This is a genomic window from Paraburkholderia dinghuensis, assembly GCF_003837865.1.
Classification (GTDB): Bacteria; Pseudomonadota; Gammaproteobacteria; order Burkholderiales; family Burkholderiaceae; genus Paraburkholderia; species Paraburkholderia dinghuensis.
In genome coordinates this window covers 100,182-122,487 of the sequence record NZ_RQIS01000007.1, presented here as the reverse complement: position 1 = coordinate 122,487, position 22,306 = coordinate 100,182, and the positions used below count along the sequence as shown (strand labels likewise).

25 protein-coding genes are annotated in these 22,306 nt (G+C 62.7%); 14 read left to right on the top strand and 11 right to left on the bottom strand.

Features of this window, described 5'->3' with window-relative positions:
• Positions 1-104 precede the first annotated feature (104 nt).
• Positions 105-428, bottom strand: a complete 324-nt coding sequence (locus D1Y85_RS11450) for a DUF4148 domain-containing protein (protein ID WP_124151167.1) — start codon at positions 426-428, stop codon at positions 105-107.
• Positions 429-682: 254 nt separating this feature from the next.
• Between D1Y85_RS11450 and D1Y85_RS11445 the strand changes: the two genes are divergently transcribed.
• From D1Y85_RS11445 to D1Y85_RS11435, 3 genes are all read left to right on the top strand, one after another.
• Positions 683-2,077: a selenium-binding protein SBP56-related protein gene (locus tag D1Y85_RS11445; protein WP_124151166.1), complete on the top strand. Its 1,395-nt coding sequence runs from the start codon at positions 683-685 to the stop codon at positions 2,075-2,077.
• 14 nt (positions 2,078-2,091) lie between these two features.
• Positions 2,092-2,733 carry a hypothetical protein gene (locus D1Y85_RS11440; protein WP_124151165.1) on the top strand — a complete coding sequence of 214 codons (642 nt, stop codon included), beginning with the start codon at positions 2,092-2,094 and terminating at the stop codon, positions 2,731-2,733.
• A 391-nt stretch (positions 2,734-3,124) separates the two neighbouring features.
• Positions 3,125-4,036, top strand: coding sequence for a ketopantoate reductase family protein (locus D1Y85_RS11435; protein WP_124151164.1), 912 nt, complete (start codon positions 3,125-3,127; stop codon positions 4,034-4,036).
• Between the two features lie 94 nt (positions 4,037-4,130).
• Here D1Y85_RS11435 and D1Y85_RS11430 read toward each other — a convergent pair whose 3' ends face one another.
• Entirely contained in the window at positions 4,131-4,580 is a 450-nt protein-coding gene (locus tag D1Y85_RS11430) for a PaaI family thioesterase (protein ID WP_124151163.1), read from the bottom strand.
• 204 nt (positions 4,581-4,784) lie between these two features.
• On the opposite strand from D1Y85_RS11430, the gene D1Y85_RS27000 reads away from it, so the two are divergent.
• From D1Y85_RS27000 to D1Y85_RS11415, 4 genes are all read left to right on the top strand, one after another.
• Positions 4,785-4,922, top strand: a complete 138-nt coding sequence (locus D1Y85_RS27000; RefSeq protein ID WP_185218956.1) for a hypothetical protein — start codon at positions 4,785-4,787, stop codon at positions 4,920-4,922.
• A gap of 248 nt (positions 4,923-5,170) precedes the next feature.
• Positions 5,171-5,998 (top strand): alpha/beta fold hydrolase, encoded by an 828-nt coding sequence (locus D1Y85_RS11425; RefSeq protein ID WP_124151162.1) that lies wholly within the window; start codon positions 5,171-5,173, stop codon positions 5,996-5,998.
• Positions 5,999-6,598: 600 nt separating this feature from the next.
• Entirely contained in the window at positions 6,599-7,954 is a 1,356-nt protein-coding gene (locus tag D1Y85_RS11420) for a sensor histidine kinase (protein ID WP_246024880.1), read from the top strand.
• Positions 7,951-8,964 (top strand): response regulator, encoded by a 1,014-nt coding sequence (locus D1Y85_RS11415; RefSeq protein ID WP_124151161.1) that lies wholly within the window; start codon positions 7,951-7,953, stop codon positions 8,962-8,964. Before D1Y85_RS11420 ends, D1Y85_RS11415 begins: the two co-directional genes overlap by 4 nt.
• 34 nt (positions 8,965-8,998) lie before the next feature.
• Here D1Y85_RS11415 and cqsA read toward each other — a convergent pair whose 3' ends face one another.
• The 5 genes from cqsA to D1Y85_RS11390 form a co-directional block, all read right to left on the bottom strand.
• Complete coding sequence (gene cqsA, locus D1Y85_RS11410) at positions 8,999-10,303, bottom strand: alpha-hydroxyketone-type quorum-sensing autoinducer synthase (protein ID WP_124151160.1); 1,305 nt, start codon at positions 10,301-10,303, stop codon at positions 8,999-9,001.
• A gap of 817 nt (positions 10,304-11,120) precedes the next feature.
• Positions 11,121-11,594 (bottom strand): DoxX family protein, encoded by a 474-nt coding sequence (locus D1Y85_RS11405; protein ID WP_124151159.1) that lies wholly within the window; start codon positions 11,592-11,594, stop codon positions 11,121-11,123.
• A 1-nt stretch (position 11,595) separates the two neighbouring features.
• Positions 11,596-12,390: an HvfC/BufC N-terminal domain-containing protein gene (locus D1Y85_RS11400; protein ID WP_124151158.1), complete on the bottom strand. Its 795-nt coding sequence runs from the start codon at positions 12,388-12,390 to the stop codon at positions 11,596-11,598.
• The gene (gene bufB, locus D1Y85_RS11395; protein ID WP_124151157.1) at positions 12,387-13,229 is read right to left on the bottom strand and encodes an MNIO family bufferin maturase; all 843 of its coding nucleotides are present in this window, start codon (positions 13,227-13,229) and stop codon (positions 12,387-12,389) included. Before bufB ends, D1Y85_RS11400 begins: the two co-directional genes overlap by 4 nt.
• 20 nt (positions 13,230-13,249) lie before the next feature.
• The gene (locus D1Y85_RS11390; RefSeq protein WP_124151156.1) at positions 13,250-13,522 is read right to left on the bottom strand and encodes a BufA1 family periplasmic bufferin-type metallophore; all 273 of its coding nucleotides are present in this window, start codon (positions 13,520-13,522) and stop codon (positions 13,250-13,252) included.
• Between the two features lie 354 nt (positions 13,523-13,876).
• Between D1Y85_RS11390 and D1Y85_RS11385 the strand changes: the two genes are divergently transcribed.
• The 6 genes from D1Y85_RS11385 (at position 13,877) to D1Y85_RS11365 (ending at position 16,599) form a co-directional block, all read left to right on the top strand.
• Entirely contained in the window at positions 13,877-14,179 is a 303-nt protein-coding gene (locus tag D1Y85_RS11385; protein WP_124151155.1) for a putative quinol monooxygenase, read from the top strand.
• A gap of 67 nt (positions 14,180-14,246) precedes the next feature.
• On the top strand, positions 14,247-14,819 hold the full coding sequence (locus D1Y85_RS11380; protein ID WP_124151154.1) for a sigma-70 family RNA polymerase sigma factor: 573 nt from the start codon (positions 14,247-14,249) through the stop codon (positions 14,817-14,819).
• Positions 14,816-15,457 (top strand): DUF1109 domain-containing protein, encoded by a 642-nt coding sequence (locus tag D1Y85_RS11375; protein ID WP_124151153.1) that lies wholly within the window; start codon positions 14,816-14,818, stop codon positions 15,455-15,457. The genes D1Y85_RS11380 and D1Y85_RS11375 overlap by 4 nt, the downstream gene beginning before the upstream one ends.
• 305 nt (positions 15,458-15,762) lie before the next feature.
• Positions 15,763-16,113: a response regulator gene (locus tag D1Y85_RS11370; protein ID WP_124151152.1), complete on the top strand. Its 351-nt coding sequence runs from the start codon at positions 15,763-15,765 to the stop codon at positions 16,111-16,113.
• Between the two features lie 132 nt (positions 16,114-16,245).
• On the top strand, positions 16,246-16,368 hold the full coding sequence (locus tag D1Y85_RS27905) for a hypothetical protein (protein ID WP_281278275.1): 123 nt from the start codon (positions 16,246-16,248) through the stop codon (positions 16,366-16,368).
• Between the two features lie 24 nt (positions 16,369-16,392).
• The gene (locus D1Y85_RS11365; RefSeq protein ID WP_425466920.1) at positions 16,393-16,599 is read left to right on the top strand and encodes a hypothetical protein; all 207 of its coding nucleotides are present in this window, start codon (positions 16,393-16,395) and stop codon (positions 16,597-16,599) included.
• A 100-nt stretch (positions 16,600-16,699) separates the two neighbouring features.
• Here the strand turns inward: D1Y85_RS11365 and D1Y85_RS11360 are convergent, their stop codons facing one another.
• Positions 16,700-17,551, bottom strand: a complete 852-nt coding sequence (locus tag D1Y85_RS11360; RefSeq protein WP_124151150.1) for an alpha/beta hydrolase — start codon at positions 17,549-17,551, stop codon at positions 16,700-16,702.
• A 406-nt stretch (positions 17,552-17,957) separates the two neighbouring features.
• Here D1Y85_RS11360 and D1Y85_RS11355 point away from each other — a divergent pair, with 406 nt between their 5' ends.
• Complete coding sequence (locus D1Y85_RS11355; protein ID WP_124151149.1) at positions 17,958-18,875, top strand: DUF72 domain-containing protein; 918 nt, start codon at positions 17,958-17,960, stop codon at positions 18,873-18,875.
• A gap of 241 nt (positions 18,876-19,116) precedes the next feature.
• Here D1Y85_RS11355 and D1Y85_RS11350 read toward each other — a convergent pair whose 3' ends face one another.
• From D1Y85_RS11350 to D1Y85_RS11340, 3 genes are all read right to left on the bottom strand, one after another.
• Entirely contained in the window at positions 19,117-20,109 is a 993-nt protein-coding gene (locus D1Y85_RS11350; RefSeq protein ID WP_124151148.1) for a sugar-binding protein, read from the bottom strand.
• Positions 20,110-20,319: 210 nt separating this feature from the next.
• Positions 20,320-21,315: an ABC transporter permease gene (locus D1Y85_RS11345; protein ID WP_124151147.1), complete on the bottom strand. Its 996-nt coding sequence runs from the start codon at positions 21,313-21,315 to the stop codon at positions 20,320-20,322.
• A gap of 56 nt (positions 21,316-21,371) precedes the next feature.
• On the bottom strand, positions 21,372-22,112 hold the full coding sequence (locus D1Y85_RS11340) for an ATP-binding cassette domain-containing protein (protein WP_124151146.1): 741 nt from the start codon (positions 22,110-22,112) through the stop codon (positions 21,372-21,374).
• Positions 22,113-22,306 lie beyond the last annotated feature (194 nt).

The window sequence follows — 22,306 nt, the reverse complement described above, 5'->3', positions numbered from 1 at the left end:
TCCGGAAAACACAGTGCCGCACGGACTGCGATCCGCGCGGCACTCAAGCAATCACGAGCCGGCGCACCGGCCCGTGACGTCAATACATCAACGGATCAGGCCCGTTAGTGGCCTCCCTTATACACCGACATCGGGGCTGAATAGCTGGTGACCGGGCCACCGGCTTGCGTCGTGCCACTCGTCGCCGGACCGTAGCCACTCGCCTGTCCGCCGTCTTGCGCGTGAACGCGGGCCTCTGCGGCCTGGATGTTGTCCGGATAGTTCTGCTCGTTCACGTTCGGCCGGTAGCCGGCCTTTTCGAGCTGAACAAGTTCCTCACGCACCTGGGCGCGCGTGACAGGTCCGTTGCCCGGTTGCGCTTGCGCGAAAGAAACGGCGGGTGCCACCAGTACGACCGCGAGTGCAACAGCTTTGACGAGCGACTTCATAAATAAACCTCCAAAAATCTGAATGTCGGAGCAGCGCATTTCTGCATCCGTTGAATACAGTTTAGGAAGGTGAGGCGCACAGATAAATGCCGACTATCTGAAATGACTGTTCTTGCAGAGCATGTCAATCACGCCACCGCGTGGCGTATCGCTTGCGGTCAGGTGCTTCATCCACAAAGGAATAAGGGACACTCGCCATACGCCACGCAGCCGGGTGGATCATGGCAAAAGCCTTCACCGATGAGGGGAGCGCCATGGCTACCTGGAAACCGGATCCGACCTTTTATCCGTCCGCCCGCATGGCGGCAGACGCGCCAAAAGAAACGCTCGCGTATGTCGCGTGTTTCGACCCCACGCGTACCGTGCCCGATACGCTCGACGTCGTCGATCTGGATTCCGCCTCCGTGGATTTCGGGCGCGTCGTTCACCGGCTGTCCATGCCCAACGCCGGCGACGAACTCCATCACTTCGGCTGGAACGCCTGCAGTTCGTGCCTGTGCCCCGACGCGCCGCACCCGCATTCGGAGCGGCGTTATCTCGTCGTGCCGGGGCTGCGCTCGTCGCGCATTCACATCGTCGATACGAAGCCCGACCCGAAGCGTCCGCACATCGTGCGCGTGCACGAACCCGAGACCGTCGCGCACCGCGCGGGCTATTCGCGGCCCCATACCGTGCATTGCGGCCCGGAGGGCATCTACGTCAGCGCGCTCGCGAACGCGGCGGGCGATGCGCCCGGCGGTCTCTTCCTGATGGACCACGAGACCTTCGACATTCGCGGTCAGTGGGAAATCGATCGCGGCCCGCAGCAACTTGCGTACGACGCCTGGTGGCATCTCGGCTTCGATACCGCCGTCACGAGCGAATGGGGCCTGCCCGCGGCGTTCGAGAACGGCCTCGTCCCCGAAGTGCTTCTCGGCGGGCAATACGGGCACCGACTGCACTTCTGGGATCTGCATACGCGTCACCACAAGCAGGTGGTCGATTTCGGCGCCGAAAACCAGCTCGTCTTCGAACTGCGCCCCGCGCACAATCCCACGCGGCCCTATGGCTTCGTGAATTCGGTGATCAGCCTGAAGGACCTCTCGGCGTCGATCTGGCAGTGGTATCTCGATGGTGACGCGTGGGCCGCGCGAAAGATCATCGAGATTCCCGCCGAGCCCGCCGATCCCGCGCAATTGCCGCCGATGCTAAAAGGCTTCGCGGCGGTGCCGCCGCTCGTCACCGATATCGCGCTCTCGCTCGACGACCGCTTTCTCTACGTTGCGTGCTGGGGCACGGGCGACATGCGCCAGTACGACGTCTCCGATCCGGAGCACCCTCGCCTCACGGGCTGCGTGCGTATCGGCGGAATCGCCGCGCAGGCAGCGCATCCGCGCGCGCCGGACCGCGCGCTCAACGGCGGTCCGCAGATGGTGGAAGTGAGCCGCGACGGACAACGCATCTACTTCACGAACTCGCTCTACGGCGCAATCGACCCGCAGTTCTATCCCGAGGGCATCGACGGGTGGATGGTGAAACTCGACGCCGCGCCGGACGGTGGCATCACGTTCGACGAGCGCTTGTTCATCGAATGGCCGAAGTCGCACCGGCCCCATCAGATCCGGCTCGAAGGCGGCGATGCGTCGTCGGATTCGTACTGCTACCCCTGAACGCGGAGCGCAGCGTGAACAGCCTCTTCGCTACACACTGGAGCGCCTGGGCGACGGTCGTGGGCAGCGGCGTCTTTCACGGCCTGAATCCAGCGATGGGCTGGCTCTTCGCGACCGCGCTCGGCTTGCAGCGCGGCACCCGCACGGCGCTCCTCACCGCGTTGCCGCCCATCGCGCTCGGGCACGCGGCGGCGATCCTGCTTTTCACGAGTTCGGCGGCCGCGCTCGGCGCGTGGCTGCCGGCTTCCGGTCTGCACTGGTTGCTCGGTGCGCTGCTGATCGGCTGGGCCGCGTGCCTGCAGGTGTTTGGGCACCGGCATCGGGTGCGCGTGGGCATGACGGCAGGGTTCACCGGACTCGCGGCATGGTCGGCGCTCATGGCGATGCTGCACGGCGCGGGTCTGATGCTGATGCCCGCCATGCTGCCGCTGTGCGGCGGCAGTTCAGCGTCGGCAGCGGCGACGGACTCGCTGATCGTCTCGCTGCAGTTCACCGCGCTGCACACAATCACGACACTCGCCACGACCGCCGCCATCGCGCTCGCGGTCTATGAGTATCTCGGACTCGGGCTGCTACGGCGCGGCTGGATCAACTTCGACTGGCTCTGGCGCGGCGCGCTCGTGGCGACCGGGACGCTGATGATCGCGACGGGCTGACACCGAACGGAATCGGGAACGCAATCTGTGCAACCGGCGTTTGCGCGTAAGCACTGGCGAGCGCTAATATCGCCGCGCTCCGATGGAGCGCCGTGAAAGACGCGAGGCGCTCGCAGCAGGTTCGTTTCATCCATGCGGTGACAGCCACTTCGGCCTTTCCACCTCCCGGCGCATGCACTGCAGCGGCAAAACGCGAGCACATGTACCATACGTCGCCTTGCTAGCTGCGACAGCCGGGAAGCGCCCGACACACCCAATGCGCCCGGCCGCATGTTGTCGTGAACTGCGGTCGCGAACGGCGCGCGCCGACCGGCGCGCCGCACCGCATGAATGGGCGCGCGCGAGCGCACCGATATCAACAACACCCTGATTCCAAATGGGAGAACCGCATATGAAAGTCGCCGTCATGGGCGCAGGCGCAGTGGGCTGCTATTACGGCGGCATGCTCGCGCGAGCGGGACACGACGTCGTGCTGATCGGCCGCCCGCAGCACGTCGAGGCGATCGAGCGCGAAGGCCTTCGCCTCGAAACGCAGACGTTCGACGAACAGATCGGCCACCCGCATCTCACGGCGAGCGTCGATCCGGCCGCGGTGACCGGCGCGAACCTCGTGCTGTTCTGCGTGAAGTCGACCGATACCGAAAGCGCAGGCGCTTTCATCAAGCCGCATCTCGCCGCCGATGCACTCGTGCTCACGCTGCAGAACGGCGTCGACAACGCCGAGCGCCTGCGCGGAGTCATCGATCAGGACGTGGCTGCGGCGGTCGTCTACGTCGCCACCGAAATGGCCGGTCCCGGCCACGTGCGCCATCACGGACGCGGCGAACTCGTGATCGAGCCGTCGCCGCAGAGCGCGGCGGTCGCGCAGACGCTCGCCGCGGCGCAGGTGCCCGTGGAGATTTCCGCGAACGTGCGCGGCGCACTGTGGGCCAAGCTGATCCTCAATTGCGCGTACAACGCGCTTTCGGCGATTACGCAGTTGCCCTATGGACGACTCGTCACGGGCGAAGGCGTTCGCGATTCGATGCGCGACGTCATCGACGAATGCGTCGCGGTCGCGCAGGCCGACGGCGTAACGCTGCCGTCCGACGTGGATGTCGCCGTGCGCCGAATCGCCGAGACCATGCCGGGGCAATACTCGTCCACCGCGCAGGACCTGGCGCGCGGCAAGCGCAGTGAGATCGACCACCTCAACGGGTACGTCGCACGCCGCGGCGCGGCGCTTGGCGTACCTGCGCCCGCGAACCGGCTGCTGCACACGCTCGTGCGTCTCATCGAGGACAAGGCGCGCCAGGTCGTGTAGCGATAACGGCACCCGACCGCGGCACGATTGCCCCGAGGGCGCCGGCTTCTTTGTTGTCCGCCAATTCGAAGGACGTCTGAAAACGTCTCGGGCGTCAGCGTTCGAATACGAGCAGCGTGGACGTGGCCGACGCGTAGATCTTGCCCGCCGCATCGGTGATCGTCGCTTCGGTGAAGGCCGCGCGGCGGCCAGACGAAATCACGCGGCCTTCGGCGCGCACCGGTCCGGTATCGGCCGTCATCGCGCGGTGATACGACACTTTGAGTTCGAGGGTCGTGTATCCCTGTGTGGGGCTGAGCCGTGTATGTCCGGCGCAGCCGCATGCGGAGTCGAGCAGCGTGGCAGCATAGCCGCCGTGAATCGTGCCGAGCGGATTATAGGCATGCAACCCGGGCGTGCCGGCGAACACCGCACGGCCGTCCTCCGCTTCGACGAGCCGGAAATCGAGCGTCTGGCCGATCGGCGCGACGCCGCCAAGTTCGATCATGTGCTGCAACTGTTCGAGGCCGGTCAGGCCCGGCGGTAATTGTGCCAGGAGGTTCATGGCGTTCAGGCTCCATTGGGTCACGCCGGTCAGCACACGCAACACCCGCGATTCGACGATGCATGTTCCGGCAATTCGCGCATCCTACCGCGTTTCGAACGATCGTGCTAAAACCGCATTAAACCGGCGAAGCGCCCTGCTTCAGTACGTCTCCAGGTCCGGCCGACCTTTGCACTTCAGGTGCGCCCGGAATGCGTCCCTGCCATGACCGTGGATATTGGCAACCTCCCGCTGCGCGCCGTGCTTCACGCGCTGTGGTTCGAAAGTGGCGATGCGCGTGTTGGCGCCCTTGAGCAACTGCGCGACATCCACAGCGCGCTCACACAGGCATCCTGCAAATAGCACCTCAACTCCGGCGCCGCGCGTGAAAATGCGACATTCAACTCGATGAAATTCTTCCGCATATTGATCAGTGATACGAAATAATTAAATGCCCAACGCCTACGCACATTAATAAAACATCGGCCTGGGTGCCGCACCTAACCCGCACCCGCAAGACATCTTGTTCGCCGATGACCTGCCGAAGACCGCAACGGGTAAAATCCATCGTTTCCGTCTGCGCAAGCCGTTCCAGCCGAGCCGTTGAAATCATGACACCGAGCGAATTCGCCCACCTGCCCGCTACCGCGACGCGCGGGACCCTCTCCATCGAATACCGCTGGATCGGTGTCGAACGCGCCGACGCGCCGCTTGCGGTCTTCCTGCATGAGGGCCTCGGCTCGATCGCCATGTGGAAGGACTGGCCGCAAACGCTCTGTGAGCGGCTCGGCATGCGCGGACTCGTCTGGTCTCGCCCCGGCTACGGCCGTTCGACGCCACGTCCGCACGATGTGAGGTGGCCTGTCGACTACCTGGCGCTGCAAGCGCGCGACGTGCTGCCCGCGCTGCTCGACACACTCGGCTTAAGCGCGCTGCAACGCGAACGCATGTGGCTCGTCGGCCATAGCGACGGCGGCACGATCGCGCTGCACTACGCCGCATTTTTCCCGCATGCGCTGGCCGGCGCAGTCGTGATCGCACCGCACGTGTTCGTCGAGGACATCTCGGTCGAAGGCATCGCTGAAACGAAGCTCGCCTACGAAACGACGAATCTTCGCAGCAAGCTCGCGCGCTATCACGACGACGTCGATTCGGCGTTCTACGGCTGGTGCGACATCTGGCTGAGTCCGGCGTTCCGGGCCTGGAACATCGTCGATCAGATTGGCACGATCCGCGCGCCGCTCCTCGCGGTGCAGGCGCTCGACGATCACTACGGAACGATGGCCCAGATCGAAACCATCGGCGCCGCAGTGCCGCACGCGCGCGTGCATGCGCTCGCACACGGAGGCCACTCGCCGCACCGGGACGCCCCGCAGCCGCTCAACGACGTCATCGCGCAATTCGTGCTCGAACAGCGGCAACATGCTGTTTCGGCATAAAATTGCCGCTATAAGCACCCCAACCGCGCGGCACGGTGCCTGCTCACCCCGATGCCACACACGACGCGTCCGCGTCTTCCCGCCGCCTGATCGTCGATCGCGCCAATCGCGAAATTGAACTGCAAAGCCGGTGCCCCCACGGTGGCCGTCACTAGCGTGGTCAGCGAATAAGCGTTGGTGGCGTCGAAAACACGATGTCCTCCGGGCGTGCGCAGAGGAACGAGACCAGTGCCGTGGCGACCCGCCCGGGCTGGCGAAGTCCCCTCGCAGACACTTCGTACCAGACGGTAAGCACACACAACGCAGACTCATTGCGGCCGAAACAATGCATCCCGCATGAAACACGCACAGTCACGTAGAGGTACTGGGGTGCGACATGCCATTAGCACCGTTCCAGCGACACGCATTAATGATATTGTCTGTATTGGATGCCGCCTGTTTATGTCACGGCGGCCTGCGCCGGCCAGCGCGCGGCCGGAAAGCACCATGCCAGTAGCGAGCGGGGTATCGCGGCATGGGGCAAAGCACTCGGCAACGACGCAGCGACGATGACCTGGCGGCACGCGACCGCTGGCTTCAACAATGAACGATTTCACGCAGATGAATGGACCGAGAGTTTCGCTGCGGCTGCGGATGCGGCTGCGGCACGCATGGACGTCGATACGTCCGCGCATCCTGCGCGCCTTCGCGCCCGCGCTGCGCAACCTGCAGTATGTGAAGCGGCGGATGCGGGTAATCGCGTTGGTGGCTATCGTCGGTTTTCCGCTTTACTACTACGTCTGGAAATTCCTCTTTCCGCAACCGTACGAAAATCTCACGTTGCGGCTGATCGGCTCCGCGCTGTTCGTGCCGGCGCTCGCGTTCGAACGATGGCCCACCTGGGCAAAGAAGCTGCTGCCTTGGTACTGGTATGGCACCACGCTCTATGCGCTGCCGTTCTTCTTCACGTTCATGCTGCTCAAGAACAACGGCAATGACGTGTGGGTGGAAAGCGCACTGATCGCCGCGTTCGTGATGGTTCTGCTGCACGACTGGAGCATGCTCGTCCTGCATTTCGTGACAGGGATCGGCCTCGGCATAATCGCGTATTGCCTGACCACCGACCCCGTCGTGCTAGGCACCAATTACCTCATGCACCTCACGATCTTCTCGTTCGCGGTGGCGCTCGGCGCAGCGTCGAACTACGACCAGGAGCGCATCCAGATCGAACAGGAGCGCGCGATGCTCGCCACGGCGGGGAGCGTGGCGCACGAACTGCGCACGCCGCTCGTGGCGATCCGCGTGGGCGCCGCCGGTCTCCTGCGTTTTTTGCCGGGTCTGCTCGACACCTACCTGCTCGCGCAACGCCACCGTCTGCCGGTGCCGCGCATCCGCACGGCACATCTGCGTTCGCTTCAGGGTGTCGCCGGCCGCATCGAGCAGGAAGCGAACTACTCGAACGCAATCATCGACATGCTGCTCGCCACCGCGCGCTTCACGGGCGGGAACATGCAAAACGCAGCGACGTGTTCGATCGTGCATTGCGTGGAAACGGCACTCTCGCGCTATCCGTTTCGCGAAGGCGACCGGCCCCGCGTGCACTGCAATCTGCGGCCCGATTTTTCGTTCAATGGCTCGGAAATGCTGACTGTGCACGTTCTCTTCAATTTGCTCAAAAACGCTTTCCGGCATATGGGCAGTAATGAAACCGCCTGTATTTCGATTCGCCTTGAATCGGGATCGACGGACAATCGCCTTATTTTCAGCGATACGGGTAGCGGTATCGCGCCTGACATCTTGCCGCACATCTTCACCCGCTTTTATACTTCGTCGAGCACCACCGAGGACGTCACGCTCGGCACAGGAATCGGACTCGCATTCTGCCGCGACGTCATGCAGGCGATCGGCGGCGCGATAACGTGTTCTTCGGTGCAAGGTGAGTACACTGAGTTCGTTTTGACATTCCCAGCGCCATGACGAAAGCCATCAAACCGTTCGCGTACCCCACCACTGTCGCCTTTGTCGACGACAGCACGGCGTTTCTGGCGAACCTGAGTCTCCAGCTCGATCCGCTGCTGGCATTCCGCATGTTCGGTTCTCCGGTGGAGGCGCTGAAATTCCTGAATGAACGCCCCGCGCAGCATCAGGCCGCCGAACACATATTCAGTCCGTATCTCGATCGGACCGAGGAAAACGATGCGCAACAGGTTGTCGCGATGCGCGTGGATGCGATCCGCAGCCTCGTGCATCAGCCCGGGCGCTTCGAATCCGTATCGGTTGTAGTGGTCGATTACGACATGCCGGAGCTGAACGGACTGGAGTTTTGCCGACGCATCACCGATCCCACGGTGAAGAAGATCATGCTCACCGGCAAGGCAGACGAACGCGTTGCCGTGCGCAGCTTTAACGAGGGACTTATCGACCGCTTTATCCGCAAGCATGAAGTCGATGCCGACGAGGCGCTCAATCAGGCGATCCGCGACATGCAGGACGCGTATTTCGAACACGCGGGCGCCTCGGTCCGCGATGCGCTCTGCGTTGCGGAATATCGCTTTCTCAAGGACAGCGCGCTGGCCGGGCATGTGAACGACATATTCAAGTCGCTTGGCATTGTCGAGCACTACCTCACGTATCAGCCGCACGGCCTCCTGATGGTCGATGAAGCGGGCACGGCGTACCTGCTCGTGATCCATACCGACGAAACACTGCGCGGCGTGCGCGAGATCGCCGTAGAACAGGGCGCGCCGGAAAGCTTCCTGGCCGAACTCGACAGCCATCGCAGCGTGCCCTACTTCTGGCGCACGGACGGCTACTACCCGGCGCAGTGCACCGAGTGGCAGCAGTACATGCATCCCGCCTCGGTATTCACCGGCGAGCGCCGCTATACGTATGCGATCGTGAAACAGCCAGCGGGGCTGGCGCTCGATACGGTCCTCCCCTACGACACGTATCTGCACCAGCTGGACGGCGAAGTGCCGGCGGCGTGAGACTCGCGCAAGGCGGTCCCACGCCGCGCTGCCATCAGGCCAGCACGGCCTCCATCGCCATGCCCACCGCAGGCTGCGCCTGACGCACGCGCATGCGGGACGCACCGCGCGTAGCCAGACGCCGCGTGGACGGCCAGTTCCACATATCAACCTCATCGCGGATCTCGTCGCACACCTCGACGATTCGCTCCAGTTCCTGATCCGAGAGCGCAGCATTCACCGAAAACCGCACAATCGACCGGTTCTGCGCCGTCGCGGGCGCACAGAAGATGGAACCGAAGATGCCGCGCGCTTCGAGCGCATCGCGCAACACGATGGTCTGCTGTTCGGGGCCCGCTTCGAGCGCAATGATCTGGGCCTCGCTGCCGTTGAGGTTGTAGCCGAGTTCCGTGAGCCGCATGCGCAGATAGTGCGCATTCGAGGCAAGCCGCATGCGCCGCCAGTCGTCGCGTTCGATCACGTCGAGCGTAGCCGCGAACCCCGCTACTTCGTGCGGCAGCAGCGTCGAGCTGAAGATCGCGGGCAGCGCCTCGAACTTGAAGTACTCGTGAAATCGCTCCGAGCAGGCGACGAATCCGGCACGGCCCGCAAACGCCTTGGCGAGACTGGCGGTGCGGAAGTGGACACGGTCAGTGAGCCCCAGTTCGACGACGAGCCCGGCACCGTGCAGCCCGTGCGTTCCGAGTGAATGCGATTCGTCGACCACGAACACGCAGTCGTGCTCCGCGCAGAGGTCTGCGATGGCGGCGAGCGGCGCGATGCTGCCGCTCGTGCTGTATACCGAATCGACGATCACGACGCCGGGGCCATTGCGCTGAATGCGTTGCTCGAGATGATCGACGTCGTTGTGAAGGAAGCTGATCGCGCGTGCCCCGGCACTGCGAATGCCTTCCCACAGCGACGCGTGCGCCATCATGTCGATGTAGACCGGCGTCTTGTCATTCGCAATCGACTGGATGAGCCCTGTATTGGCTGCATAACCCGACTGGCACAAAACTCCGGCTGGCGCGTGCATATACGCGGCAAACCGGTTTTCCAGCTGCAGTTGCGGACAATCGTCGCCGTGAAGGAAAACGCCCGACATCAGAATACCGTTGCCTTCGGCCCGCATGCTTGCGCACACCGCGTCGATAATCTCGGGATGGCGCGCGATCGACAGATAGTCGTTGCTCGAAAGTTGCAGCGCATCGCTCCCCGGTATGCGTCCCCGCATGATGTTCCCGCCAGCCCAGGTCTGCTGCACGCGCTCCCTGTAATAGCGCTCGACGCGGGTTGTGACAAACGCCGGCAATGCTGCGTCGTTGTTACGTGCACGATTCCAGTTGTTAGCAACTTTCATTTCACTCTCCTTGTGGTTAAAGACCGCCATCCCTCAGGTGAAGCGTGTGTCTGGAATTTCGTGGGAATGGCTGGCCGAAAAAACGCCCATGCGGCAGCGCCACGCGCGATGAAACATCGTGCGTGGCGCCCCGGTCACAGGCTGAAAAAAACGGATAAAACGAAGACGGACGACAGCGTCCATCGCGATGCGCGACAGACGGAATTCATGCCTGCAGCACCAGTGTGAGTTCGTAAATACGGAGCGGACGTGCGCGAGGCCGCGCAGCGGCGTCATGAAGCCAGCCCGGCCGAGCGAAAACGGCAATATCGCTCGCGGCCGTTGGCCACCATGAACGGACGCCCCAACATCCGCACGAATCCCGCCTCTCGTGATCGCCAGTGTTGACGAAGGAAGATGCGCACTGACGATGCAACGGGTACACCGGCATAGCTGCGCCAGCCAAGCGCGAAGCACTACGTTCCGGGTGGAACGTAGTGCTTCGCGTCAGATGCAAGTTTGATAATTATCCGTGAAAAATGAGATGAGACTATCGACTTCTCGCCCGCAAATATGCGCGTCGCATCGAGAAATTTCTCGGATAACGAGTTCGAGTTAAGGTTGGCGACGTCGAGCGATTCATTACGCATAACGTGTGATTCGGCACGCGCCAGTCCGTCATGAAATCGCGACGCGCACAGTAACGCGCGAAACGCGTATCGCGACAACGGAGGACCGTGGCTTCGCGCGAATGACACAATTTTCCGGACACTGGCTTTTATTTCGCAGTGCAATATATCTGCGATTTACTGCGAGCTGTTATACGGTATAACCCCACCTATTTGACGCCGAGCGCCTGATCCAGCGACAGCCAGCCGCCACCGCGAGCGATCATGTAGAGCAACAGACCGGCCCACGAAAGATGCGTCGGCCATGCGTCGGGATAGACGAACACCTCGATCACCGTTGTCATCCCAAGCAAGGCGAGCGCCGCGCCCCGCGTGAACAGGCCCAGCACGAGCAGCAACGAGAAGAGGTGCTCCGAGTACGCGGCGATATGTGCCGCAATCTCCGGCGGAATAAGAGGGATTTTGTATTCGTCGCGAAAGAGCGCGTATGTGCCCTGCGTGATCGTCAAAAAGCCGGTCACCTTCGTGCGGCCCGACATGAAAAAGATCGCTGCAATAGAAACACGGCAAATCAGCGCGAGCAGCGAGTGTCCGATGCATCGGCTGACCAGATCGGCGGCGGCATTCCAGCCCGCGCGCAAATGCGTGAGCGGCGAAGCAGCGATGATGCGGATCGTGTCCATTTCAGTCTCCGTTCGATTCGAAATGCCCCTTATCAGGGCCAGTGATGGCGGCGCCAAACGCGCCATCGGCAAACAACGCGGCCATGAGGCTCGCCAGATCGAGATCCGGCTCGATGCCGAGCGCGCGCTCGAGTGCCTCGCCCATTGGGGCCCCCGCCGCGCACGCGTCGAGCAGCGCACAGCCGCCCTTTCCGAGCGCTCGCCACGTCACGTTGCCGCCCGTGCGCAGCAGCAATGCGCCCTCGCCGCGCCAGTCGAGTTGGTCGGGCAACGCCACAGCTTCGCGGTGCGCACGCCAAATCGTATAGACCGGTTGCGCGTCGAACCACACCCAGCGCGCACTCGCGTGCGGACGCAGGACTGTGCGCATGAAAGCCTCCGGCGAAAGACACGCGACGTCGGCGGAAGCGAGCGCAGTCTCATCGCGTGCGACATGCGCCTCTATCCACAGACGGTCGAGGCGCGCCACACCGGAGAGATAAGTCAGTTCGCGCGCCGGTTCGAAGGCTTCGAGAAACGCTGCAAACGTCGCGCCGTAGAACAGCAGACGCGCATCGTCGGGCGGCGTGTTCTGCGCATAGATGGCCGCTGCTGCGCGAAAAAAATCCGCGCCGACGAGTTGCAGAACGGTCGGAAAATTCGCCTGCAAGGCGTCGACGCAACCTTTGATCACCGTGTTGCGATAGACGGCAAACCCAGGCTGCGACGCGACCGCGGCCGCACGCGGATCGTTTGCCGGAGCGCCATACAGCGCGCGAACGAAGCCCTCCTGGAAAGCCGCCAGCGAGGTGTTCATGCCGCCACCTCCGCGCTCGCCAGGATCGCCTGCGCACGTGCGCGCTCGGCTAACAGCACCGGGAATGCGGGGATGTGCTCGTCGCGCTCGATCAGCGTGGGGCGCGGCCCGATGCGGTCAATTACGTGCCGATAGAGTGCCCATACGGGGTCGGCTATGGGCGCGTCGTGCGAGTCGATCAGGAGTGGCGGCTGCGAATTCACATCGACGCTGTGACCCGCGAGGTGAATCTCCGTGACGGCCTCGCCTGGGAAGGCGTCGAGCCATTCAATTGCATCGAAGCCCATGTTCCGCGCGCTCACGTAGACGTTGTTCACGTCGAGCAGCAATCCGCACCCCGTTCGCTGCACCAGTTCGGCGAGAAAAGCCTGCTCACTCCACTCGTGCCCCTCGACGCGCAGATAGTGCGAGGGATTTTCAATGGCGATGCGCCGCCCCAGTACGTCCTGCGCGCACGCGATATTCGCCGCGATGCGCGAGAGCGCTGCGCCGTTTCGCGGGAACGGCAGCAGGTCCGGATGGTAGTGGCCGCCCCACGCGGACCACGCCAGATGCTCTGACACGAGTGCGGGCTGCACGCGATCCGCGAGCGCGCGCAGGCGCCGCAGATGCGTCGTGTCCGGCGCGCGATCAGCGGCGAGCGACATCGACACGCCGTGCAACGACAGTGCATGCCGCTCGCGCACCGCGTCGAGCCACGCGATTCGTGGGCCGCCCGCGACCATGTAGTTTTCGGGGTGCACCTCGAACCACAAGCCGGGCGCATCGCACTTGCGCGCTTCGTCGAAGTGCTGCGGCTTGAGGCCGAGTCCGGCGCCGCATTCGGCTGACGTTTCCATGATCGTCGGGCGGCGGTGCGTCAGGATTCCATCGGCGCGAGCGAGCCGTGGCCCTTCGGCGTCGTGATCGTCGTGCAAGTACCGGTCGGGACGTTCTTCCAGTGCATGCCGTCGTAATCCATTTTCTGCGAACCGGCACAGGTCGTCCCGGCGCCCGCCTTGCAGTCGTTGTGGCCGGCCATAGCGACGCCGTAACACTTTTCGACGCCACCACCCTGAGCCTGTGCAACGGTGGCGCCCGAGGCGAGCGTTGCGAGAATAATGGCGGCTGCAGACACTTTAAGCGTGCTCATGATATGAACTCCATCGATTGAAAATCGCGTTGAAAATCGGACAGTATCCAGATCGTCCTCGGCTTCGCGATCGTTGCACGAGCGATCTGCCTGTAAATTCGGCGTAGCGCGTGCAGCGGTTACATCGAAATGCGCGTTTTCATCGAGATTTATTTTTGCGGCGCGCTGTAACTGAAAGCGAACGCCGAACGAGTGGCGTGCACAATCGACACACAATCGACGCACAAGTACCCTGACGCCGCGACCGAAAGCCATCGGAAAGAAAAAAGCTGAACAGCCCGCACTTGACGAACGACTCGAACGACCGCGACTATTGATGATGATGTTTCCCCACCCCGTCACCGGAGCATCGCCATGACCCGCCACGCGCTATACGTCGAACTGAAAGCCCGTCCCGGCAAGGAAAACGAACTGGCCGCCTTTCTGGCTGGTGCAAAACCGCTCGTCGATGCCGAACCCGCGACGCGCGCATGGTTCGGGGTACGCTTCGACGAACAGACGTTTGCAATCTTCGACGCCTTCGATGACGAAGCCGGCCGCGACGCGCATCTGAGCGGCAAGGTAGCCGCCGCGCTGATGGCAAACGCCGCGGAGTTGCTCGCGCAAGCGCCGCAGATCCGTCGCGCCGATGTCCTCGCGGACAAGCTGCCAGCCTGACGCGCGTTGCGCTGCGTTGCGTCAACACCCGCACTTTGTTTCGTCCACGCTGTAACCGGAGTTCGCAATGAACCGAACTACGGACAGTGAGGCTGTGCGCAAAACAGAGGAACGGCTGAAGGCCCTGTTCGTGCGTGGACTCAACGGCGACGCGAACGCTTATCACGCATTTCTCGCCGATCTGAGCGCGCACCTGCGCGGCTTCCTGCGCAAACGCCTCTACGCGCTACAGGACGACGTCGAGGATCTGGTGCAGGAAATCCTGCTGGCCGTGCACAACGGGCGAGCCACGTGGCGACCGGACGAACCGCTTACCGCGTGGGTCCATGCCATTGCTCGCTACAAGCTGGCCGACTTTTTCCGCGCGCGCTCGCGACGTGAGGCGTTGCAGACACCGCTCGATGAAGAACTGGAGATCTTTGCGACTTCCGACACCGAGGCCGCCGACGCGAGCCGCGATCTGGGCAAGCTGCTCGAACAGTTGCCCGACCGCCAGCGTCTGCCGATCGTGCACGTGAAGTTGCAAGGCCTTTCGGTGACGGAGACGGCGAAACTGACCGGGCTTTCCGAGTCGGCCGTGAAAGTAGGCGTGCACCGCGGACTCAAGGCGCTCGCCATGAAGTTTCAGAACGCATCATGAAAACAGAGGACCTGATTACATTGCTTGCCACCGGCGCGGCGCCCGTGGATCGTCACGTGGTTGCGCGCCGCTTCGGCTGGGCGCTGATCACGGGCGGCGCGGGTTCTACGCTGCTGATGTCGCTCGTCTTCGGCGTGCGCGACGACATCGCGACGGTTGCCGCAACGCCGATATTCTGGTTCAAGATCGCGCTACCGTTTTTCATCGCACTGGGTGCGCTCCTGGTCACTGCGCGCCTCGCACGGCCCGCCGGCAAGGCAGGTATCGCGTGGGCCGCCACGGCGTGGCCGGTGGCCGCCGTGTGGATCGGCGCGCTCGTGCTCCTCTGGCTTGCGCCGCCCGACACACGCCTGCCGCTCGTCATGGGGCAGACATGGCGCGGGTGCCCGCTCAACATCACGTTGCTTTCGGTGCCATCGTTCATCGCCGTGATCTGGGCGCTGCGCGGCCTTGCGCCAACACGCCTGCGCGCCGCCGGCTTCGCAGGCGGGCTGCTCGCGAGCGCCACGGCCACGCTCGCCTACTGCCTGCACTGTCCCGAGATGGCCGTGCCGTTCTGGGCCGTCTGGTATGTGCTCGGGATGGCAATTCCGGCTGCCATTGGTGCGTGGCTCGGGCCGAAGCTGTTGCGCTGGTGACGCGCGCGCTTGTGCCGGTTCTCGCCCGTTCGCGACAGTTCGGCATCGCTGGGCGCATCGGCCACATGCTCGCGGTCTGCGGCGATCGAAGTGTTTCCTTCCGATTTCTCCCGTTAGCGAACGACGCAAAGACGTAGCGATTTGTCCCTCGTCCACAGCGACGGCCAATCGCAGGCACAGCGCTTGCGGTTTCTCTTACGAACTCCGGACCCGGTACGAATCTACGCGCGCAACCACCGGCATCGGATTTTCGACGAACAGGGACGCATCGATATGCGCGTCCTCGCCACCTCAGGTAAAGACGAATGGTTACCGTATTGCTCGTCGACGATGACGCGAACGCACTCAATGCCCTAAGGGAACTGGTTGGCCAGGAAGGCTACAAGGTCACGACCGCAGCGGACGGCAGGGATGCGTTGCGCTGCGCGCTCGCCGATCCGCCCGACGTCGTGATATCCGACTGCTCAATGCCGCGCATGGACGGCCTTGCGTTGATGCGTGAAATGCGCCGCAATCGCGTATTGGCGAACGTGCCGCTCGTGCTGGTGTCCGCGCTGGTGACGCCGCCGCCGGATGCCCAGCTTGCCGGTTTTCTGCGCAAACCGTTCGCCCGTTCGCAGTTGCTCGCCATCCTGCGCCGGGTGCAGACACAGTGAGCGGCGCGCATCCATTTCTGGATTCTTCAACTAGTCTTTTGAGTTGTATTTCGTGATTACATACCGTGAGCCCGGAGAATCAAGGCACGCGCAATGCATCAATGGAAGTGCAAAAGGTTACTGGATACAAACATGAAATCTTCACACCGATCCCATCCGGCGCTGATGAGCGTGATTTCATTGACCGGCCTCGTGGCAATCGAATGCGCGATCGTGGCGGGCGTGTTACTGGTTTTGCATATTGAATCTATCTGACGACGACGCAAAAGGAGAGCCATCGTGAACGTCTACGCAGGCCGCTCGCAGGATGAACGTGTAGCAGAGCGCAAGCGCGAAATTCAACGTGCCCAGGAGCCGCCTGGCGGCGAAATGGCTGTCTATGGCACCGAACCCGACCGCGAACATAGCTGCGGCGAACTCTCGCCGCGCGGCAAGGACGTCTGGCATCGCGGCGCCGGGCTGGACGGCGGCGGCAAGAGCAATTGAATGTACGACGCGTTCTTTGCCGACCGTACCGGTCGCGCCTGGAGGAACTTAGCCGCTCGCAAACCGGTAAAACCCGCAAACGTAGCGCACAGAACCAGAATCACGCCCGTGTGGACTGCTGATACCCGCCGTTACGCCGGAACGCGTTGGCGAAGAACAAAACCTGATAGCGAATCGCGTTTGACCAGTAAGCCCAAGTGTGTCCGCCGGTACGCTCGGCATAGTCATGTGGAACGCCGAGTTCGACGAGCCGCTGGTGCAGCGTGCGGTTCGATGAGACGAAATCATCGCTCACACCGCAGTCGATGGTCAGATCGATATGGTCGCGTTCGAAGTCGCGCGCGCGCACGATGATCGCATTGCGGTTCCAGTACGACGCGTGACGCGCAGGATCGCCGAACACGTGGGCGATGCCTGGCTCGTCTTCGCACGCGCGCGGATCGACCGCGCCGCTGATGCTACCCGCGGCGCCGAATGTTTCGGGCCGGTCGAGTGCAATACGCAGCGCACCGAAGCCACCCATGCTCAGGCCCGTGATGGCGCGCCCCTGTTTCGTGGCGATCGTGCGTAAATGCGCGTCGGCCCAGGCGACCACTTCGTTGCCCACGTAGGTCTCGTACTGGCTATCCCGATTGAACGGGCTGTCGATGTACCAGCTTTCATGGCCACCGTCCGGCATCACGAGAATCACGTGATAACGATCCGCGAGCCGGCCGATACGTGAGTTCGACGTCCAGTCGGTGTAATCCCCACCCGAGCCGTGCAGCACATAAATCACCGGATAACGCCGCGTGTGATTGCCGCGCGCGTAGTCGTCGGGCAGCACGACGGTCGCGTCGAACGATTGCCGCATTGCGGCGCTCGGAATAGCTACGACCCGGGACTGGAAGGCCCAGACGGGACTGGAAAAGAGCAGCGCCAAAACGATCCAGAATGCGCGGACTTTATTCATGAAAGGTCGCTCTCGTCATTTTCTGCCTCTGCGCCTGGACACAGCACGGGGGCAGTCGGTAAAACGCCTGGAACGACTCTAGCAACGGCGACTTACAACCAAATTTCAGGCAAGCCTACGAATTGTCAGGAAAACACGCCGGTTCATCGCATACGATTGAATTGCGCTTTCAGCGCCGTCGCTTCACGCGCCCCCCCCGGATTTACCCCGATTGCCCAGATCTTTTTGACCCGGTTTGCGCAGATCGGTCGTTTATGTCATTGCTATTTCTGAATACACAGTCTCGCCGCGGTGTTCGCCGTTAATACATCAGTGCACGGCGCGACCCGCTCCGATCGCGCGCAGAATATCGCCTGCGGAGCACATTACGCCCCGCCACCCGGCCCCGACGGCACGGAGAAACGCCATGAGCATTCTGGTAGGCACCGCATCCTGGACCGACCCCACGCTCATCAAGAGCAAGCGGTTCTACCCGAGCGGCTGCAACAGCGCGGAGGCGCGCCTGCGCTTCTACGCGAGCCAGTTCCCCATCGTCGAGGTGGACTCCAGCTACTACTCAATGCCGAACGGCTCGAATTCCGTGCTCTGGGTTGAACGCACGCCACCGCACTTCGTCTTCAACATCAAGGCGTTCCGCCTTTTCACCGGTCATCAGACGCCGCGCGACATGTTCCCGAAAGACATGCAGGCGGCACTGCCCCAGAACGGCAAGGCCAATCTCTACTACAAGGACATACCGGACGCGATCCGTGACGAACTCTGGCGGCGCTACCTCGAAGCCATCGCACCGCTTCACGATGCGGGCAAACTAGGTGCCGTGCATTTCCAGTTCGCGCCGTGGGTCACGTCCGGGCCGGACGGGCACACACACGTCGCGCACTGCGCGGACCGGTTGCCGCCCGGCTACCGGATGGCCGTCGAATTTCGCAACCGTTCATGGTTCGATGAAGCCCACACCGAATCAACGCTCGCGTTCGAGCGCGAGCGCGGCCTCGTGCACGTCGTAGTCGACGAACCGCAGGGAGGCGCGAATACCATTCCCGCGGTATGGGAAGTCACGGGCGACGACCTCGCGCTGGTTCGTCTGCACGGGCGCAATCACGAAACGTGGAATATCAAGGGCGCGACGGCGTCGAGTGAACGTTTTAACTACGACTACAACGATGACGAACTGGCCGGGCTCGCCGAGGAAATTCGAAAGATCGCCGCTTACGTTGCGCAAACGCATGTGCTCTTCAACAACAACTACGAAGATCAAGGACAACGCAACGCGAGGACGCTGATGAGCCTTCTCGGCGGGACGGTGGTATCAAACGCCGTATGAGCGGTCATTGGCGGACGGTCAGATGCAGCCTTTTATGGCGAACGAGGGGGGCCATCTGCATGCTTTGCACTCCTTCAGATATTGCCCGTACAGCCCAGCCTTGCGGCAACGGGTGTCAATGCCGCCACGAGGCAGTCAGGAATCCGGCGACCGGGCAGATCACGTAGATCGCGAGGCGTGCTGGAGCCGGTTCAAACGTGCCCCGGCCCCAGCATCGTCCTTTGCTACGCGCACTCCTCTCTCAATGCTTGAGGCAAGTCTCTACGTTCTTCCAGGTGCAGACGTCGAGGCCGGTATGAATGACCGGAGGAACCGTCTTCCCCTGAGCGAGATCGCGCATGACCATCGCGGCCTTATAGCCCATTTCCTCCGGTCGTTGACCGACGAGGACATTCACCTTGTGATCCCTGAGCGCCTGCAGTTCCGGTCCGAGCGTGTCAGCCGAGACGATGACGAACTTGCCGCTCTTGATCCTGTCCATGATCGGCGCGACGACCTGCGCATACGCCTGCGGGGCAAAGAGCGGCCAACCGCCCGCGAGCAGGAAAGCGTCGAGACCGGTGGGGTTGGCGGTCAACGTGTCCTGCATCATCTGGTTCGCCTTGGCGGCGTCGTCGTTCACGTAGAGCGGACAAGCGCTGATTTCATGCCAGCCGTTCTCGCCTGCGAGCTTTGCAATTCCCTTCTTCCCTGAAAGCGCATCGCGTGCGCCCTGGGCCCGCTGGTTGATGTTATCGGCCGCGGGATTGCCCATCACGAGGCAGACATTGCCCCCCTTCGGCATCAGCGCCTTCAACTCCTCGCCGAGCTTGACGCCCATTTCGTAGTTGTCGGTGCCGACGTAGCTCTTGCGCAGCGAGGCATCCTTCGGCAGCAAGTCGGCGTCCGCGGTGATGATCGGGATCGGCGAGTTGCGGCGGCGCAGCACTTCCGCCACCGCTGGCGCATTCGCAGGCGAGATCGCGATTGCCGCCACGCCCTTCGTCAGCAGGTCGTCGATGATCTGCACCTGCGCGCTCTCGTCCGCCGCCGTCGCCGGACCCGTGTAGTAACAGTTGACGCCTTGCTTGCTGAGCTCCTTGTTCGCTCGCTCGCATCCCTGATGCATGAGATCGAAAAACGGGTTGTCGAGACCCTTCACCACCAGCGCCACGGTCTTATCGGCTGCAAAGGCCGCAGAAGCCAGCATCGCGAGGCCTCCGATCGCAGCAAGACACATCCACCTTTTCTTCATTGTTGCCTCCTGTTCAGCACCGGCTCGCGGTGCCCATGTCTGCCCGCTCGATTTTCACAACGATCTCAGGGAAAGCCCGCAATCGGCCTTTGTGCCTTTTGCGGAATTCGCGGGCTCCTGAGCCTTGCGTCCGGCAGTTCCGCGTGTCGCCCGGGCGCGCCCGCTTCGCGCGGCACTGGCCATGTCGCGGCCGGTGCGCCCGAAGCCATTTCACTCTCCTTGCCGCTCGCCGCCGAGCCGGTTGAAAAGCACGGCGACGACAATGAACGTGCCCACAACCGTCCCCTGCCAGAACGCATCGACGCCGAGCAGGATCAGGCTGTTGCGGATAACTTCGATGAGCGCTGCGCCGACAACCGTCCCGAACGCACTACCAACGCCGCCAGCGAGATTCGTTCCGCCGACCACCGTCGCGGCGATCACGCGCAGTTCATCGCCGGTGCCGAGGCCCGTCGTCACCGCGCCGAGCCAGCCGACTTCGAGGATCGCCGCGACGCCCGCCATGAGGCCGCAGAGCACATAGACGGAGCAGATGATGCGGCGCACCGGAACGCCGGTGAGATTCGCTGCGTAACGGTTGCCTCCGATTGCGTAGACATAGCGGCCCCAGCGCGTCCAGCCGAATGCGAACCAGAAAAGCACGGCAAGGACAATGAGAAACCACACGGGATTGGCAACGCCCAGTGTCGAACCGCCGCCGAGCGCAAGCAGTTTGCTCCCGTCGGGGCCGAATTCGAAAATGGTGCGGCTGCGGGAAATCACGAGCGCGAGGCTGCGGCCGACGCTTAACATCGCGAGCGTCACGACAAAAGGCTGCATGCCTAGATAAGCAATCAGCACACCGTTCACGAGACCGACGAGCCCTGCGGTCAGGAGCCCCATGCCGATGCCGGCCCAGATCGGATAGCCGGCATTCATGACCACCGAGAGCACGATGCCGCTGATGCCGATCGTCGAGCCGACCGAAATGTCGATGCCGCCCGTGACGATGACCGCCATCATGCCGAGCGCGACGATGGCGACGAAGGCAAAGTTGCGCGTGACGTTGAACAGATTCTCCGGGGTCGCGAAGGTCGAGGTCGCAATCGAGAGCGCGATGCACGCGATGAACGTCGCCAGCACCACCCAGAACACCTGGCTTGCGAGAAGGCCCGTCCAGCGCGTATGCGTCTTCTCGGCTTGCGGATCATCGAGCGATGTCGGCATGGAAGTGGGCCTTTGGGGCGCGTCGTTCAATTTCGTGGCTCCCGGACGAAGCAGGTTCAGGCGGCGGCGATGGCGCCGGTGATGAGACCGGTCACCTCTTCCGGAGAAGACGATTCAGTCTTCTTGTCTGCAACCTTGCGCCCGCGCCGCATGACGACCACGCGGTGCGCGACGGCAAAAACGTCAGGCATGCGGTGGCTGATGAGAATGACCGCGATGCCGTGTTCGGACAGGCGTTTGATGAGCTCGAGCACCTCCGCAACCTGCCGGACGCTGATTGCCGCGGTCGGCTCGTCCATGAGAACGAGCCGCGCTTCGGACAGGCGCGTACGGGCAATCGCCACAGCCTGGCGCTGGCCACCCGACATTTGTCGGACGAGATCGCGCGGCCGTGTTTCGGATTTCAGTTGTTTGAATAACTCACCGGCGCGCCGATACATCGTCGCGTGATCGAGAATGCGGAACGGTCCGAAACCGAACCGTAGTTCACGACCGAGAAAGACATTGGCAGCCGCCGTAAGGTTGTCGCAAAGCGCGAGGTCCTGATAAACGACCTCGATCCCGCGGGCGCGCGCATCGATCGGCTTGGCGAAGTGCACCGGTTTTCCGTCTATGAGCATTTCGCCGTGCGTGGGAGGAAAGTTACCGGCAATGACCTTCACCAGCGTCGATTTCCCGGCGCCGTTGTCGCCCATTAGCCCGAGCACCTCGCCTGGCTCGAGACTCAGCGTCACGTCATTCAGAGCGTGAATCGCGCCGAAGTGCCTGGAAACACCTTTGAGTTCAAGAAGACTCATGGACTGTCCGCTCGCCCCGGTGGGAGCGCCGTTTTCGTGGCCGGACGACTGGACGACACGCAGACCTGGTAGCTAATTTTTTAGTGCACGATGGGGGTTTTAGCAAGGCGCTTTACGCGCCTTCTGTCGGTAGCAGGACTTCAAACGGAGAACTGCGACGCTTGCTTTAAATGTCGCCGACGACACGGCATAGA